At 63.6% G+C, this 15,202-nt stretch carries 17 protein-coding genes; 16 read left to right on the top strand and 1 reads right to left on the bottom strand.

Features of this window, described 5'->3' with window-relative positions; genetic code table 11:
• Positions 1–38 precede the first annotated feature (38 nt).
• Entirely contained in the window at positions 39–233 is a 195-nt protein-coding gene (locus tag AArcS_RS15210; RefSeq protein ID WP_238478266.1) for a DUF7554 family protein, read from the bottom strand.
• Positions 234–327: 94 nt separating this feature from the next.
• On the opposite strand from AArcS_RS15210, the gene AArcS_RS15215 reads away from it, so the two are divergent.
• The 16 genes from AArcS_RS15215 (at position 328) to AArcS_RS15290 (ending at position 15,198) form a co-directional block, all read left to right on the top strand.
• Positions 328–1,512, top strand: coding sequence for a DUF7343 domain-containing protein (locus AArcS_RS15215; protein WP_238478267.1), 1,185 nt, complete (start codon positions 328–330; stop codon positions 1,510–1,512).
• 154 nt (positions 1,513–1,666) lie between these two features.
• The gene (locus AArcS_RS15220) at positions 1,667–2,509 is read left to right on the top strand and encodes a hypothetical protein (RefSeq protein WP_238478268.1); all 843 of its coding nucleotides are present in this window, start codon (positions 1,667–1,669) and stop codon (positions 2,507–2,509) included.
• Between the two features lie 18 nt (positions 2,510–2,527).
• Positions 2,528–3,235, top strand: coding sequence for a DUF7345 domain-containing protein (locus AArcS_RS15225; protein WP_238478269.1), 708 nt, complete (start codon positions 2,528–2,530; stop codon positions 3,233–3,235).
• 305 nt (positions 3,236–3,540) lie between these two features.
• A complete protein-coding gene (locus tag AArcS_RS15230) occupies positions 3,541–4,746 on the top strand; it encodes an argininosuccinate synthase (RefSeq protein WP_238478270.1) in 1,206 nt (401 codons plus the stop codon).
• Between the two features lies 1 nt (position 4,747).
• The gene (argH, locus tag AArcS_RS15235; protein WP_238478271.1) at positions 4,748–6,205 is read left to right on the top strand and encodes an argininosuccinate lyase; all 1,458 of its coding nucleotides are present in this window, start codon (positions 4,748–4,750) and stop codon (positions 6,203–6,205) included.
• 188 nt (positions 6,206–6,393) lie between these two features.
• Positions 6,394–6,558 carry a lysine biosynthesis protein LysW gene (gene lysW / locus AArcS_RS15240; RefSeq protein ID WP_238478272.1) on the top strand — a complete coding sequence of 55 codons (165 nt, stop codon included), beginning with the start codon at positions 6,394–6,396 and terminating at the stop codon, positions 6,556–6,558.
• A gap of 28 nt (positions 6,559–6,586) precedes the next feature.
• On the top strand, positions 6,587–7,468 hold the full coding sequence (gene lysX, locus AArcS_RS15245; RefSeq protein WP_238478273.1) for a lysine biosynthesis protein LysX: 882 nt from the start codon (positions 6,587–6,589) through the stop codon (positions 7,466–7,468).
• Positions 7,468–8,514 carry an N-acetyl-gamma-glutamyl-phosphate reductase gene (argC, locus tag AArcS_RS15250; RefSeq protein WP_238478274.1) on the top strand — a complete coding sequence of 349 codons (1,047 nt, stop codon included), beginning with the start codon at positions 7,468–7,470 and terminating at the stop codon, positions 8,512–8,514. Before lysX ends, argC begins: the two co-directional genes overlap by 1 nt.
• Positions 8,515–8,573: 59 nt before the next feature.
• The gene (locus tag AArcS_RS15255) at positions 8,574–9,428 is read left to right on the top strand and encodes an acetylglutamate/acetylaminoadipate kinase (RefSeq protein WP_238478275.1); all 855 of its coding nucleotides are present in this window, start codon (positions 8,574–8,576) and stop codon (positions 9,426–9,428) included.
• On the top strand, positions 9,425–10,561 hold the full coding sequence (locus tag AArcS_RS15260; protein WP_238478276.1) for an aspartate aminotransferase family protein: 1,137 nt from the start codon (positions 9,425–9,427) through the stop codon (positions 10,559–10,561). Before AArcS_RS15255 ends, AArcS_RS15260 begins: the two co-directional genes overlap by 4 nt.
• A complete protein-coding gene (locus AArcS_RS15265; RefSeq protein ID WP_238478277.1) occupies positions 10,558–11,628 on the top strand; it encodes a [LysW]-lysine hydrolase in 1,071 nt (356 codons plus the stop codon). Before AArcS_RS15260 ends, AArcS_RS15265 begins: the two co-directional genes overlap by 4 nt.
• A complete protein-coding gene (gene argF, locus AArcS_RS15270) occupies positions 11,625–12,542 on the top strand; it encodes an ornithine carbamoyltransferase (RefSeq protein ID WP_238478278.1) in 918 nt (305 codons plus the stop codon). Before AArcS_RS15265 ends, argF begins: the two co-directional genes overlap by 4 nt.
• A complete protein-coding gene (locus tag AArcS_RS15275) occupies positions 12,542–12,778 on the top strand; it encodes a DUF8001 family protein (protein ID WP_238478279.1) in 237 nt (78 codons plus the stop codon). The genes argF and AArcS_RS15275 overlap by 1 nt, the downstream gene beginning before the upstream one ends.
• Positions 12,779–12,980: 202 nt before the next feature.
• On the top strand, positions 12,981–13,361 hold the full coding sequence (locus AArcS_RS15280) for a helix-turn-helix domain-containing protein (RefSeq protein WP_238478280.1): 381 nt from the start codon (positions 12,981–12,983) through the stop codon (positions 13,359–13,361).
• A 39-nt stretch (positions 13,362–13,400) separates the two neighbouring features.
• Positions 13,401–13,826 carry a Holliday junction resolvase Hjc gene (gene hjc, locus AArcS_RS15285; protein ID WP_238478281.1) on the top strand — a complete coding sequence of 142 codons (426 nt, stop codon included), beginning with the start codon at positions 13,401–13,403 and terminating at the stop codon, positions 13,824–13,826.
• A 58-nt stretch (positions 13,827–13,884) separates the two neighbouring features.
• Positions 13,885–15,198, top strand: a complete 1,314-nt coding sequence (locus AArcS_RS15290; RefSeq protein ID WP_238478282.1) for a cytochrome P450 — start codon at positions 13,885–13,887, stop codon at positions 15,196–15,198.
• Positions 15,199–15,202: the final 4 nt, after the last annotated feature.

Below are 15,202 nucleotides of genomic sequence, written 5' to 3' on the forward strand. Positions count from 1 at the left end.
GCGATGGCTATCCGGGCCAGCGAAATGAGACTGTCGGCCTACAGTCGGTCGAACAACCAGAGCACGATCAGGACCGCAACAGCAAGCAGGATTAGCGGCTGAAGAAAGCCAAGCAGGGATGCCAGCCCGCTGATTAGCATCGAGAGCAGTTCGAGCACGAGAACGACGATTACCAGCACGAGCGCGATACGGAGGAGGGTCTCGACCTCGACATCTGCACGGGAGTCCATCATACCGGCAGCGTTGTCACGGAGCGGTGAAAAAGACACCGGCCGACCAGGTGAGAGCAACAAGGCTTTAGCGATCAGGGTGAGAATGTTGCCAACGATGAATTCGAGGGAACGGTTGGGACTCGCCCTCTGTATCGCCGTGGGGATCGTAGCAGTTCTCACAATGGTGGGAGTCGCTGGTGCGGTCGACGGCGGGAGTCACTCGCTGCAAGAAGCCGGTCCAGAGAGTCCCACGGCACAGGAGTCGTTCGACGCCGACGACGCACGGCTAACCGTAACCGTCGACAGCGACGGGACGGCGACCTGGACAGTCGAGTACTGGAAACGGCTCGACGACGATGAGAGTGAAGAGGCCTTCGCATCAATCGAGTCCGATGTCGAGGAGAATCCCGAGGAGTACGTCGACGGATTCGCCGAGTCGATGAACGATACGGTGGCGTCGGCCGCGGACGACACGGACAGGGAGATGTCCGCAAGCGGGTACACGGTGAGCACGAGAACTGAGTCGATCCCACAGGAGTACGGCGTTCTCACGTACCAGTTCGAGTGGAGCGGCTTCGCCGCCGTCGACGGCGACCGGATGGAGATCGGCGACGCGATCTCCGGGTTCTACCTCGACGATCAGACGCGACTGGTCATCGGCTGGCCGGGCGAGTATGGCCTCGTCGACGTTCGCCCGGAACCGAACGAGACCCGAAGCGACTCCGTGCTCTGGCGGGGTTCGGAGACCACGTTTGTCGGGGACGAGCCCCGGGTTGTCGTGAGTACCGAACCGGACGACGCTGACGGCCTCGATGATGGAACAGTTGATGGTGAGGACAGCAGTGGTATTCCGCTGATACCGGTTGGCGGTGGCGTTACCGGGGTCTTCCTGCTCTTTATGCTCTGGTGGCTCTACAGCCGTGGACTCTCCGACGAAGGTGCAGAAGACGGGGATACTGTCGCCCAAGACAGGGACGGTACGCAGACAGCGGCCGTCGCAGGTGGTGTGTCGACTGGCGGAGATGAGGCCTCGACGGACCTCAGCGGCGAAGCCATTGATGAATCTGACAGCGGCCCACCGTCGGAGCTCCTCAGCAACGAGGAACGCGTCGTTCGCCTGCTGGAACAACATGATGGGCGGCTAAAACAACAGCAGGTCGTGCAGGAGCTGGACTGGACTGACGCGAAGACGAGCCAGGTGATCAGCGACCTGCGCGAGGAGGGAACTGTCGAGACGTTCCGGATCGGCCGCGAGAACGTGGTCAGGCTTCCCGAGGTTGACGGCGAAGACACCATATAAATCATTCGTCGTTTTACAGTTATCGAACAAACATGTTCAGAATAATCGGTGGACGGCAGCCGTTTGTAATCCGTCTTAATCGGGCTTAATCGTCGGTGATTCGGGCTCACGGACCCTATTTTATAAACTCCTCCCGCTCCAACGGATGATTGCAATGAGACGCACCCTAACCGCACTTGTGGCGCTTGCCGTCGTGGTGTCCATGGTCGCCGCAGCGCCCATGGCCGTCGCGGGGCAGGCACAGGCGCTAGAGGATGACGACGAATCGGACGACAACAGCGACGTCGAGCCGGGCGAGCAGTTCGCCGGCGTCGTGGCCGTACACGAATCGGAGTTCGAGGGTGAGATGGACGAGCGGACCTTCGGCATCTCGGTCGCTCAGTCCGCGAGCGCCGAGGCACAGGGTGAGGTCGTCGGCGAACAGCTGGACGACGTCGAGCAGCGACTCGACGAGCTTGAAGAGCGCGCCGACGAACTCGAAGAGAAACGCGATAACGGCGAGATCACCGAAGGCCAGTACCAGGCCGAGATGGCCGTAGTGGCCTCTGAGCGCCAGACTGCCGCCAACCTCGCAGCACAGAGCGAGGCGAGCACCGAGGGCCTTGATGAGCAGATCCTCGAGGACAACGAGATCGACGTCGAGGCCATCAAGACGCTGCAGGACCGCGCGAACGAACTCGGCGGGCCCGAAGTCGCTGCGGCCGCACAGCTGATCGCTGGCGGGAGTGCCGCAGCCGCTGACGACGCCGGACCCAGCATCGAGATCGGCGTCGGAGCCGACGGTAATGTCGGCGTCGACATCCCTGGACTGAACGGTGAGAGTGACGAAGAGGACAGCGACTCGGACGCCGAGGCCGGGGCGGACGCCGATGCTGACGCGGACACCGACGACGGCGAAGCCGAGGCCGACTCCGAGACCGAAGTAGAGGCAGACAGCGACGACGACGGAACGACCGTCGAGGGCGAAAGCGAGACCGAAGCCGGAGCGGACTACTAACAACGCGTTCAATTATCGATGATTTCCAATCGTGCGATAGCGACGGTACTTGCGGGACTCGTGGTGTGTAGCATCGCCGTAGCACCGGTTGCAGGAGCCCAGGAAAGTGAACCTGAACCGTCGACGATCGTCGAAGTCGACGACGAGGGCGACGCGATGGTCACGCTGACGATGACCTACGATCTCGACAGCGACGAGGAGACAGACGCCTTCGAGTCGCTAGAGGGTGACGAGGAGGCACAGACCGACGCACTCGACCGGTACGAGGGCAACATGCAGTCAGTTGCCGACACGGCGAGTGACCGAACGGATCGGTCGATGGCAGTAACAGCAGAGAGCGTCTCCGCCGAGCGAGACGGAGACATTGGTGTCCTGTCGATGACGGTCGAATGGACGAACCTCGCCGCCGTCGAGGGCGAGGACCTCGTCGTCACCGAGCCGTTCGCCAGCGGCTACGAGACTGATCACTCGCTGACCGTCGTCGCGCCGGACGGCCACCACGTGAGCGACGCAGCCCCGACGCCGGACGACGAGGCTGACGGCACAGCGACCTGGGTCGGCGGAACTGATCTGGACGGCTTCGAGGCCGTCCTGACCAGCGATGGCGAGGCGACGACAGGCGCGGACGATGCGGGCGAGAGCGACGACGATAGCCTCCCCGGCTTCGGCGTTGGTGTCACGCTCGTGGCGTTGATCGGAGCGACGATGATCGCTCGACGGCGCTGAAAGCCGGTTTCCGGCGGTGACTCAGAAGTTTTTAATACCGCGAGCGGAGTAGCTACAGCCAACATGGAGACAACTCGTTCGGGAATGGCGTTCGATGCACCCGAGAGCGACGTGTCTCCGCTCGTTTCTACCGGTCGGCGGCGGCGGGGCCGTTTCTAGGCCCACTACTATTCCAATCCTCGACCATCCGAATCTTAACGAACAGCTAAGAAGCGTTTGTTCCCTCTATAGACATCTCTGAGCATTTTATTCAAAAATTGAAAGAAAAGGATTTAATACCTTCCGAAAGCTGGATTCGAGTACAAATGGAACGTGTGGCTCTCGCGTTTTCGGGCGGGCTCGATACGACGGTCTGTGTCGGGCTGCTCGAAGAGGAGTACGGATACGACGAAGTGATCGGCGTCACGGTCGACGTTGGACAGCCAGCCGAAGAGTTCGAGGAGGCCGAGGAGACTGCAGAGGCGCTCGGCGTCGAAACGCACGTCGTCGACGCCCGAGAAGAGTTCGCACAGCTCTGTCTGGATTCGCTGAAGGCGAACGCGACCTACCAGGGTTATCCGCTCGGGACCGCGCTGGCGCGTCCCGTCATCGCCAACGCGATCCTCGAAACTGCAATCGAGGAAGACTGTGATGCGGTCGCACACGGCTGTACCGGGAAGGGGAACGACCAGCTCCGGTTCGAGGCCATCTGGCGCGACTCCGATCTGGAGGTCATCGCACCCGTGCGCGAACTCGAACTCACCCGCGAGTGGGAGATCGAATACGCAGAGGAGCGCGGCCTGCCCGTCGAGAGCGGTAACGAGGGTGACTGGTCGATCGACACCAACCTCTGGAGCCGCTCTGTCGAGGGTGCAAATCTCGAACAGCCCAACTACGTCCCACCCGAGGAGATCTACGACTGGACGGATGCGCCGGGCAACAAGCAGGAAACCGATCTCGTCGAGATCGAGTTCGAGCAGGGCGAACCCGTTGCCGTCGACGGCGAAGCGTACGGCCCAGTCGAACTGATCGAGCATCTCAACGAGCGCGCAGGCGCGCACGGCGTCGGCCGCACGGACATGATGGAAGACCGTATGCTGGGACTGAAGGTCCGTGAAAACTACGAGCACCCCGCCGCAACTGTGCTGCTCAACGCTCACGAGGCGCTGGAGGGGCTCGTCCTCACGCAGGAGGAACGCGAGTTCAAGGCCCAGGTCGACCAGCAGTGGGCAAAGAAAGCGTATCAGGGCCTGATAGATGCCCCGCTCGTCGGCGCACTCGAAGGCTTCATCGAGGAGACTCAGAAACGAGTCACCGGTGTAGCAACGATTAAACTCGAAGGCGGGAGCGCCCGCCCGGTCGGCCGCGAGAGCGAGTACGCCGCCTACTCAGAGGAGGCCGCCTCGTTCAACACCGAGACAGTCGAAGGGCAGGGCATCACCCAGAAGGACGCCACTGGCGTTGCCAAGTACCACGGCTATCAGGGTCGTCTGGCCAACGCCGTGACGAAATCGGTCGACGGGGACGAGTAACATGACCGAGGAGGAAACCCCCAGTTCCGACGTGGTGCGCCGGGATCGCTTTACTGGCGGTCCCGCCCGGGAGTTTCTCTCCTCGATGGACGCCGACCGGCGTATCTTCGCGGCGGATATCGCGGTCGATCGCGCCCACGTCGTCATGCTGGCCGAGCAGGGGATCGTCAGCGAGGACGTGGCTGGCGAAATCCTCGCCGCACTCGACGAGATCGAGGCGGCGGGCCACGAGACCCTCCCCGAGGGCGAGGACGTCCACGCGGCGATCGAGACCGCCGTAATCGAGCGCGTCGGCGAGGATGGCGGAAAAATGCACACCGCGCGCTCGCGCAACGACGAGGTGGCGACCTGTATTCGCTACCGGCTGCGCGAGGACCTGCTCGACGCCATCGAGGCGACGATCGCCCTGCGCGAACAGCTGCTGGAGACCGCAAGCGAGCACACCGACACCGTGATGCCCGGCTATACGCATCTCCAGCCCGCCCAGCCGACGACCGTCGCCCACTGGCTCTGTTCGTACGAGCAGGCCATCGCGCGCGACACCGAGCGCCTGCTCGACGCCTACGGGCGGGTGAACCGCTCGCCGCTCGGTGCGGCGGCCTTTGCCGGAACTACCTTTGATATCGACCGCGAGCGCACTGCGGAACTGCTCGGCTTCGAGTCGATCGTCGAAAACTCGATGGACGCCTCCTCGACCCGCGATTTCCTGCTCGAAAGCGTGAGCGCGCTGGCAGCCCACGCCACGACGCTGTCCGGGATCGCAGAGGACATCGTCGTTTTCGCCAACCGCGGGTTCGTCGAGCTGTCCGACGACTACGCCTCGACGTCCTCGATCATGCCCCAGAAGAAGAATCCGGACACGCTCGAACTGGTTCGCGCGACGGCGGGCGAGGCGGCAGCGGGAGTCAATGGCCTGCTGACGACGCTCAAGGGACTGCCGCGTGCGTACAACCGCGATCTCCAGTCCGCGACGCCGTACGCGTGGGAGACGGTCGACGCCGTGCTCGACGCGACCGACGTGGTCGGCGGGGCAGTTGCTACTGCTGAGTGGCCCGAAGACGCGCTCGCCGATGCGGCGGGCGAGGGCTTCTCGACGGCGACCGGTGTCGCCGACCTGCTCGCGGCGAACGGGCTCCCGTTCAGGACCGCCCACGAGGTCGTCGCAGTCGCTTCTGAGGACGGAGGTGATTTCGACGCCATCGACGCCGCGGCACGCGAGGTGCTCGATGCCCCGCTCGCAGAGTACGTCGATCCGGACGCAGTAGAGGCGGCACTCGACCCCGCCGAGAGCGTCGCCTCACGTGACTCGGTTGGTGGCCCCGCACCGGCGGCGGTCGAGGCGTCCCTCGGGGATGCAAACGACCAACTTGCCGCTGATCAGGACGTTCTCGCCGACCGCCGCGACGCGCTCGCGACCGGGGCGGCCCTGCTCGACGACGAGGTGAGTTCGTATGCGTGAGCTCCCGGCGTCACAGCCACCCCGGAGACGGCGATCCCCGTCCGGGGACCAAACATATAGAAATTGATACTGGATCTGTGAAAGTTGCGAAACAGTTTGTTTTGTCCCGTTAGCTAGCAGTGTGCGTATTTCTTTTCTCTGATAAGTTCGCAGGATTTAAGTAGATATAGCGACGAGAGGAGAGTACAATGACAGACTGTGTCGAATGCGGGGCGGAGGTCTCGCTGCACGACAACCTCGAAGTCGGAGAGATTATCGACTGTACCACCTGCGGCGCGGAGCTCGAAGTGATCGACGTCGAGCCGCCGGAGCTCGACAAGGCCCCCGAGCTCGAAGAGGACTGGGGCGAGTAATGACGATCGGAGCGGTCGCGAGGATACAATGAAAGTCGGACTACTCTACTCCCGGATCAGGAAAGACGAGAAACTGTTGCTCGAAGAGCTTCGCGAGCGCGATCACGATGTTGTCAAGATCGACGTTCGCAAACAGCGCTTCTCCATCCGGGAGCCGCCGGAGGCGTTCGAGGGCGTCGACGTGGTGCTCGATCGCTGTCTGGCGACCAGTCGGAGCCGGTACGCCACGCAGTTCTGTGAGGCCTACGACATCCCGATCGTCAACAGCGCCGAGACCGCAGAGATCTGTGCGGACAAGGTAAAGAACAGCCTCGCACTGGAGAAGGCGGGCATCCCCACTCCCAACACCGAAGTCGCCTTTACCAAGGACGCGGCCATGCAGATCATCGAATCCTTTGGCTACCCCTGCGTCCTCAAGCCGGTGATCGGCTCGTGGGGACGGCTGATGGCCAAGATCGACTCGAAAAGCGCCGCCGAAGCGATCCTCGAACACAAGGCGACGCTCGGTCACTACGAGCACAAGGTGTTCTACGTCCAGGAGTTCGTCGAGAAGCCGGGCCGTGACATTCGCGTACTTGCGGTCGACGGCGATCCGGTCGGCGCGATGGTCCGTTCCTCGGACCACTGGCTGACCAACGCCGCGAAAGGTGCCGAGACCGATTCCTTCGAGCTGGACGAGGAAGCGACATCGCTCGTCGAGCAGGCCAGTGACGCCGTGGGCGGCGGATTGCTCGGCGTCGATCTGATGGAGACCGGCGTCGACGAGAACGGCGATCCCGAGGGATACACGGTCCACGAGGTCAACCACACCGTCGAGTTCAAGGCGCTGAACGACGCGACCGACGTCGACGTGACCGGCGAGGTCGTCGACTGGCTCGAAGCGCAGGTCGAAGCGGAGGTGACGGTCTGATGACTGATCTGACCGCGAGCGTCGTGGGCGCGAGCGGTTTCACCGGCGGCGAACTGCTACGTCTACTGGCGGGCCACCCCGAGTTCGAGATCGAGCAGGCGACCAGCCGGAGCTACGACGGCAAGTCGGTAGGATCGGTCCACCCGAACCTTCGGGGCACCCATCCCGACCTGCGCTTTTCGGATCCAGAAGAACTGGCGAGCGTCGACGTGCTCTTTACTGCGACGCCACACGGCGTTTCGATGGAGCAGATCGACCGGTTTCAGGATGCGGCAGACACCGTCGTCGATCTCTCGGCGGATTTCCGGCTCGACACCGAAGCCGAGTACGAGGAGTGGTACGACGGGCACAGCCGCCCCGAGTTGCTCGACGAGTCGGTCTACGCACTGCCCGAGATCAACCGCGAGGCACTGCCGGGTGCGGACCTGATCGCCTCCGGCGGCTGTAACGCCACCGCGACGATCCTCGGCCTGCACCCGCTGATCGAGGCAGGCGTCCTCGACGGCTCCGAGCAGGTCGTCGTCGACGTGAAGGTCGGCTCCTCGGAGGGCGGGGCGGGTGGCGGTGACGCCTCCTCGCATCCCGAGCGCTCGGGTGTGGTCCGCCCCTACGCGCCCACGGGTCATCGCCACGAAGCCGAGATCGAGTCGTTCCTCGGGCTGGACGTCTCCTTTACCTGCCACGCGGTCGATATGATCCGCGGGGCGTCGGCGACCGCGCACGTCTTTCCGAACGGCCCCGTCTCGAAGGGAGACCTCTGGAAGGCGTATCGTGGCGCCTACGAGGACGAACCGTTCATGCGCATGGCAGCGGGTGGGAGCGGCGTCTACCGCTACCCCGAACCGAAAGCCGTCGCCGGGACGAACTACGGCGAAGTCGGTTTCGAGCTCGATCCCTCGAACAAGCGGGTCGTCGTCTTCTCGGCGATCGACAACATGATGAAAGGCTCGGCGGGGCAGGCCGTCCATGCGGCCAACGTCGCGCTCGGCCTGGAGGAGACCGCCGGGCTCGAGTTCCAGGGGCTCCACCCCGTGGGATCGCCGTAGCGGCCCGGAACCGTCAACTTTTGATACCGACAGATGCTGCATACATTCAAGAACTTCTCATGACAACGGTCGTCAAGATCGGGGGGGCGCGTGCCGTCGACCCGGCAGGTGCACTCGCCGACGTGGCAAGACTGGTCGAACAGGGCGAACAGGTAGTCGTCGTTCACGGCGGGTCGACCGCCGTCGACGACACGCTCGAGGAACTGGGCGAGGAGCCGACGTACGTCGAGACGCCGGGCGGCGTCGTCGGACGCTTTACCGACGAACGGACGATGGAGGTGTTCGAGATGGTGCTACCGGGCAAGCTCAACACCGATCTCACCGCTGGGCTACAGAACCAGGGTGTCGACGCGATCGGGCTCTCGGGCGTCGATGGCGGGCTCATCACCGGCCGCCGGAAGTCGGCCGTGCGAGTCGTCGAGGACGGCAAAAAGAAGATCAAACGCGGTGACCACTCGGGCAAGATCACCGACGTCAACGGCGATCTGCTGGAGACGTTACTCGGCGACGGCTACACCCCCGTCGTGACGGTGCCGATGCTTGGCGAAGAGAAGTCGGGCGACGTGACCCCGGTCAACGCCGACGCCGATCGCGCTGCAGCAGCAGTCGCGGGAGCGCTCGACGCGACCCTGGTCGTTCTTACGGACGTGCCGGGCATCCTCGACGACCCCGACGATGAGTCAACCCTGATCGAGCGCGCCGACGACCCCTCGGGGCTCGAACGGATCGAGGACGCCGCGGAAGGGTTCATGATGAAGAAGGTCATGGCCGCGAAGGAAGCGCTCTCGGGCGGTTCTCCGGCAGTCGTCGTCGCCGACGCCAACGCCGAGATGCCGATCACCGACGCCGTCGACGGCGGAGGCACCCATATCACGGCCGACGCACTCACCGAAGCCCCGGAGGGAGAGGTATGAGCGGATTCGTCTTCAACGAAAAGCCAATCCAGATCGAGCGTGGCGAGGGGGCCTATCTCTACGACGACAGCGGGAACGAGTATCTGGACATGGGCGCGAGCTACGCCTGCGTCCCGCTCGGTCACAACCATCCTGCCGTCGACACCGCCGTCCGAGAGCAGTTCGACGATCTGACCTACGTGCAGGCATCCTATCCGGTCCAGAGCCGGACGGACCTGTACGAACTGCTGGCCGAGACCGCACCAGAAGGAATCGACAAGGTCTGGCTCTGTAACTCCGGCACCGAGGCTAACGAGGCGGCACTGAAGTTCGCCCGCTCGGCAACCGAGAGCTCGAAGATCGTCGCCACGATGCAGGGCTTTCACGGCCGAACGATGGGCTCGCTGGCGACGACCTGGAAGAACAAGTACAAAAAGCCATACGAGCCGCTGATCGGCGACGTGGAGTTCGTCCCCTACAACGACGACGACGCGCTCGCCGAGGCGGTCGACGACGAGACCGCGGCAGTGATCGTCGAACCGATCCAGGGCGAAGGCGGTATCAACCCCGCCGAGACCTCGTTCCTCGAAACAGCACGCGAGGCGACAACCAAGTCGGATGCCGCACTGATCTTCGACGAGGTCCAGACGGGGATGGGCCGGACCGGTTCGCTGTGGGCGGCCGACGACTCGGGCGTCGTCCCCGACATGATCACCAGCGCGAAAGGACTGGGCAACGGCCTCCCGATCGGCGCGACGCTGTGTCGCGACTGGATCGCGGAAAACTACGGCTCGCACGCCTCGACGTTCAGCGGCGGCCCCGTCATCAGTGCCGCCGCCGAGGCGACCGTCTCGACTATCGTCGACGAGGGAGTTCCGGCTCATGCAGACGAGATCGGGGGCGATCTCCGCGAGGAAATTGAGGCCGAACTCGGTGACACAGTTCGCGACGTCCGTGGCGAAGGACTGATGATCGGCATCGAGGTCAAACGGGGATCGAACCGGCTGCTGAAACAGCTCGCGCTGAACCACGGCATCCTCGCGCTTCCCGCCGGGCGCTCGGTGCTGCGACTGCTCCCGCCGCTGACCATCGAGCGCGAGCATGTTGACGAAGTCGTCGACGCGCTGGTCGATATCCTGGGTGAAGACGGATGACTGCAGCCGTCGAATCCAGCGCGAGCGAGGAGGCTCGCGAACTGCTCATCGATCTCGTACGCATCCCATCACCGACCGGCGAAGAGCGAGAGGCCGCAGAGCGGCTCGCTGCCTTCTTCGAGGCCCACGACCGCAAGGTCTGGATCGACGAGATCGGCAATGTCCGCGCACCTGCCAACGACTCCGTACTGTTGACCTCTCACATCGACACCGTGCCGGGGGACATCCCGGTACGAGTCGAAGACGGTGAGGATGGCGAGGTGCTGTGGGGCCGCGGGAGCGTCGACGCCACCGGTGCACTCGCCGCGATGGCCGTCGCTGCAGTCGACACCGGCGTCAGCTTTCTTGGCGTCGTCGGCGAAGAGGTCGACTCCCGCGGCTCGCGGTTCGCGATCGATGATCGGGACACCGTTCCGGACGCCGTGATCAACGGCGAGCCAAGCGGCTGGGACGGCGTCACGCTCGGCTACCGCGGCCTGCTCGCCGGAACCTACGTCGCGACCAGCGAGTCAGGCCACAGTTCCCGCCCCGAGAACAACGCCATTCAGGACGCGATCGCCTGGTGGTCGAACATCGAAGACGAGTTCGAGGCCGACGAGTGGGAGCCGGTGTTCGAGCGGGTGACGCCGAAGCCGACCGAGATGGACGGCGGACTGACCGATGACGGCCTCTCGGTCGAGGCAACGATGGACGTACAGCTTCGGATTCCGCCGGAGCTCTCCGTCGAAGAGGTCCGCGAGATCGCCGACGGCTATCTCGACGGGATGGGCTCGGTTCACTGGAAGGACAAGGTCGAGCCGGTGATGGAAAGTCCACGGACGGAGATCGCACGGGCGTTCCGCGTTTCGATCCGGAACGCTGGCGGCGATCCGCGCCTGCTCCGAAAGACCGGCACGAGCGACATGAACGTATTCGCCGACCACTGGGACTGTCCAATCGTCACATACGGTCCCGGCGATTCCGATCTCGATCACGCGCCGAACGAGCATCTCTCGCTTGCGGAGTACGATCGCTCAATCGACGTCCTCGAATCGGTAACCGAACGCCTCACGGGTGAGAACGAATGAGTACACGACACTTCCTCGACGTAGACGACCTGACACGCACTGAACTGGAGACCGTCCTCGACGTCGCCAGCGAGTACAAGGCCGAGTACAAAGATGGCCTCCACCACGACGACTTCGATCAGCGGACCCTGGGTATGCTGTTCCAGAAGCCGAGCACGCGGACGCGAGTCTCCTTCGAGACCGGCATGACCCAGCTCGGCGGCCACGCGGTCTTCCTCGGCGAGAGCGACATCCAGCTCGGTCGTGGCGAGCCGCTCAAGGACACCTCGCGGGCGCTCTCTCGATACGTCGACGTGCTGATGGCTCGTGTGTTCAAACACGCCAACATCGAGGAGCTGGCCCGCTATGCCGACGTGCCGGTGATCAACGGGCTGACCGACGATGCGCACCCCTGTCAGACGCTCGCGGACCTGCTGACGATCCGGGAGCACCGCGGCGAGCTGGACGACGTTACCGCAGCGTGGGTCGGCGACGGCAACAACGTCGCCCAGTCGTTCGCTCTCGGCTGTGCGCTCGCCGATGTCGACCTGACGGTCGCAACTCCGGAGGGGTACGGTATCGACGACGATGTCGTCGAGCGGGCCGCCGACCTGGGCGGTAAGCCCACGGTCACGACGGATCCTGCTACGGCGGTCGAGGATGCGGACGTGGTCTATACTGACGTCTGGATCAGCATGGGCCAGGAGGACGAACGCGACGTCCGGATGAACGACTTCGAGGGGTTTCAGGTGAACGAGAAGCTGCTAACCACGGGCAACGACCCGATCGTCATGCACTGTCTGCCCGCCCACCGCGGCGAGGAGATCACCGGCGACGTGATCGAGAGTGATTCCTCGGTGGTGTGGGATCAGGCGGAGAACCGCCTGCACGCCCAGAAAGGATTGATGGTCTGGCTGGACCAACAGAACAAGTGATGACCGAACCGCTCCGTGTCGTGTCCGGTGAACTCGGTGTCGACGAACTGGTTGCGACGCTCAACGAGGGTCGACGTGTGATCGTCGAGACGGAGCTGCTCGGCTCGACCCACAACGTAACGTTACGCTTCGACGGCGGCACCTATTACTGCGACACGCCCACGACGCTGCACAAACACGATGACGAAGCCGAGATGCGCGAGTGTATCCAGCAGTTCGGATACAGCAGCGAGTGATCGGCAGTGGGGCTCACTGAAGGGCAAGCAGGCGACACTACGGACCACGGTGCGGCGTGTCGCACACCCGCCTCGTCCTGCACCGTGGCAGTCTTCTCGGAATACTCCGGAATCGCCCCGCTATCGTTGATAAACCTGTTCCGGATCGGCACGTTCTGACGGGATCGACCGGTTTTATCCTTCTGTCGGCCAATGGAATCGTATGAGCGATACCCGCGACCCGGATATGCGGCAACTGATGGAAGCTGCGGATCCTGACTTTACCGTCGTGATGTCCTGTGTATTCGGCGTCAACGAGCACGTGACGCGGACGTACATCCAGCTCCTCGACCAGCCCGGAAGCACCGTCGAGGAGCTCGCCGACGCACTGGATCGGGACCGGAGTAACGTCAACCGGGCGCTGACGACGCTGCTCGATCTGGGGCTGGCGACCCGTGAGCGACGATTGCTGGACTCGGGGGGGTACGTCTACCAGTACATGGCCGTCCCGCTACCAGAGGCAAAGGAGATGCTGAAGGAGGGACTCGACGCGTGGGCCGAGCAGGTTCACAGTGTCATCGAAGAGTTCGAGGAGAATCGCTGACCGCGAGCGTTAAGGGAGCGCCGACCCAGCGTTTAGCCGATGTCGAACGCGAAGGGCGACAGGCGAGAGCGAGAACTCGTAAACGAACTCGACGGGGCCGGATTCGCCGTGATGCGTGCACCGGCGAGCGGGAGCGCCACCGACCGGGAGCTACCGGACGTGCTCGCGGGGGACGGCGACTCTTTCTACGCGATCGAGGCGAAATCGAGCGCCGGTGACCCGATCTATCTGACCGGCGAGGAAGTCGAGGCGCTGGTGTATTTCTCCCAGAACTTCGGGGCAAAGCCACGGATCGGCGTCCGCTTCGATCGGGAGGACTGGTACTTTTTCCACCCTGCCGATCTGTACACGACTGACGGCGGCAACTATCGGGTCAAAAAGGAGACCGCACTCGCCGACGGGACGGATTTCGACGAACTGACCGGCCACTCCAGTCAGGCCCGACTCGACGACGTGGATAGTTGATCTGTCAACTAACCTATCTGCGTGCGGTTCATACTTCTGTGGGCTAAGATCCGGACAAATGCATCCCAAGCCCCCTGGCCCGAACAACTTCCCGATCGTCGGGACCACTCCGTACTACTCCCGGGATCCCTTCCGGTTCATGGAGGCAGTCCGGGACGCCTACGGGGACGTGGCGACGTTCGATCTCGGACCCAACGAGACGTACATGATCTCCTCACCGGAGCTGGTCCAGCAGGTTCTCGTGAGCGATCCCGAGCGCTTTCGCAAACCGAAGTTCCAGAGCGACGCGATGGAGGAGCTGCTCGGTAACGGGCTCCTGTTGAGCGAGGGCGAGTTCTGGCGGGAGATGCGCCAGCTCGCCCAGCCGGCGTTCGCGCCCGACCGGATCGACGAACTTACGGAGATGATGGCCACTCGGGCCGAGAGCCTGGTCAACGACTGGAACGATGGTGACGTGCGCGATATTGAAGTCGAAATGGCGACCGTAACCGTCGAGATCATCGTCGACGCGATGTTCGGCACCGAGATCGGCCCGGATCGAACCCGTATCGTTCAGGAGAACCTGGAGCCGCTGGGGCGCCGGTTCGAGCCGGATCCCCGTCGGGCTATCGTGCCGGACTGGCTACCGACCGAGGAGAACCGACAGTATCGGGCGGCGATCGAGACGCTCGAAGGCGTCATCGACGACGTAGTGGCAGAGCGGACGGACGAGGGACTCGACGGCGACGACCTGCTCTCGATCCTGCTGCGTGCTCGCGATGAGGGGCGAATAGACGACACGCAGGTGCGCGACGAGGCGATGACGATGCTGCTGGCGGGACACGACACCACGGCACTGACGCTTACGTACGCGTTCTATCTCCTCTCGGAGAACCCCGAGGCTGAGGCCCGGCTGCACGCGGAGATCGACGACGTGATCGACGGGAAACCGGGGATGGCGGATATCCCGCGCCTGAGCTACACCCGCTGGGTGTTAGACGAGGCGATGCGGCTGTATCCGCCAGTGTACACGATGTTCCGACAGGCGACCGAGGACGTCGAGCTCGGCGGCTACACGGTCCCCGAAGATGCGCTGGTAATGTTACCCCAGTGGGCCATCCATCGCGATCCGGCGAACTTCGAGGATCCAGAAGCGTTCCGGCCTGAGCGCTGGGAGTCACCGTCGAACCCGCAGTTTTCGTACTTCCCTTTTGGCGCTGGCCCCCGAAGCTGTATCGGCAAGCGGTTCTCGCTCGTCGAGGCGACAATGGTACTGGCGGCGGTCGCAAAGCGGTTCTCGCTCGACCGCGTCGACGACGGCCCGCTCGACCTGCGCGGATCGCTGACAATGCATCCCGCCGACGGGATGGAGATGCGGATCGAGCGGCGGTGAGAAA

Origin of the sequence: Natranaeroarchaeum sulfidigenes (assembly GCF_017094485.1) — an archaeon.
GTDB classification, from domain to species: domain Archaea; phylum Halobacteriota; class Halobacteria; order Halobacteriales; family Natronoarchaeaceae; genus Natranaeroarchaeum; species Natranaeroarchaeum sulfidigenes.

What these genes read in the sequence shown, in the direction of transcription:
- AArcS_RS15210 (WP_238478266.1), bottom strand. Translation starts at nt 233, where the DNA reads ATGATGGACTCCCGTGCAGATGTCGAGGTCGAGACCCTCCTCCGTATC.
- AArcS_RS15215 (WP_238478267.1), top strand. Translation starts at nt 328, where the DNA reads ATGAATTCGAGGGAACGGTTGGGACTCGCCCTCTGTATCGCCGTGGGG.
- AArcS_RS15220 (WP_238478268.1), top strand. Translation starts at nt 1,667, where the DNA reads ATGAGACGCACCCTAACCGCACTTGTGGCGCTTGCCGTCGTGGTGTCC.
- AArcS_RS15225 (WP_238478269.1), top strand. Translation starts at nt 2,528, where the DNA reads ATGATTTCCAATCGTGCGATAGCGACGGTACTTGCGGGACTCGTGGTG.
- AArcS_RS15230 (WP_238478270.1), top strand. Translation starts at nt 3,541, where the DNA reads ATGGAACGTGTGGCTCTCGCGTTTTCGGGCGGGCTCGATACGACGGTC.
- argH (WP_238478271.1), top strand. Translation starts at nt 4,748, where the DNA reads ATGACCGAGGAGGAAACCCCCAGTTCCGACGTGGTGCGCCGGGATCGC.
- lysW (WP_238478272.1), top strand. Translation starts at nt 6,394, where the DNA reads ATGACAGACTGTGTCGAATGCGGGGCGGAGGTCTCGCTGCACGACAAC.
- lysX (WP_238478273.1), top strand. Translation starts at nt 6,587, where the DNA reads ATGAAAGTCGGACTACTCTACTCCCGGATCAGGAAAGACGAGAAACTG.
- argC (WP_238478274.1), top strand. Translation starts at nt 7,468, where the DNA reads ATGACTGATCTGACCGCGAGCGTCGTGGGCGCGAGCGGTTTCACCGGC.
- AArcS_RS15255 (WP_238478275.1), top strand. Translation starts at nt 8,574, where the DNA reads ATGACAACGGTCGTCAAGATCGGGGGGGCGCGTGCCGTCGACCCGGCA.
- AArcS_RS15260 (WP_238478276.1), top strand. Translation starts at nt 9,425, where the DNA reads ATGAGCGGATTCGTCTTCAACGAAAAGCCAATCCAGATCGAGCGTGGC.
- AArcS_RS15265 (WP_238478277.1), top strand. Translation starts at nt 10,558, where the DNA reads ATGACTGCAGCCGTCGAATCCAGCGCGAGCGAGGAGGCTCGCGAACTG.
- argF (WP_238478278.1), top strand. Translation starts at nt 11,625, where the DNA reads ATGAGTACACGACACTTCCTCGACGTAGACGACCTGACACGCACTGAA.
- AArcS_RS15275 (WP_238478279.1), top strand. Translation starts at nt 12,542, where the DNA reads ATGACCGAACCGCTCCGTGTCGTGTCCGGTGAACTCGGTGTCGACGAA.
- AArcS_RS15280 (WP_238478280.1), top strand. Translation starts at nt 12,981, where the DNA reads ATGAGCGATACCCGCGACCCGGATATGCGGCAACTGATGGAAGCTGCG.
- hjc (WP_238478281.1), top strand. Translation starts at nt 13,401, where the DNA reads ATGTCGAACGCGAAGGGCGACAGGCGAGAGCGAGAACTCGTAAACGAA.
- AArcS_RS15290 (WP_238478282.1), top strand. Translation starts at nt 13,885, where the DNA reads ATGCATCCCAAGCCCCCTGGCCCGAACAACTTCCCGATCGTCGGGACC.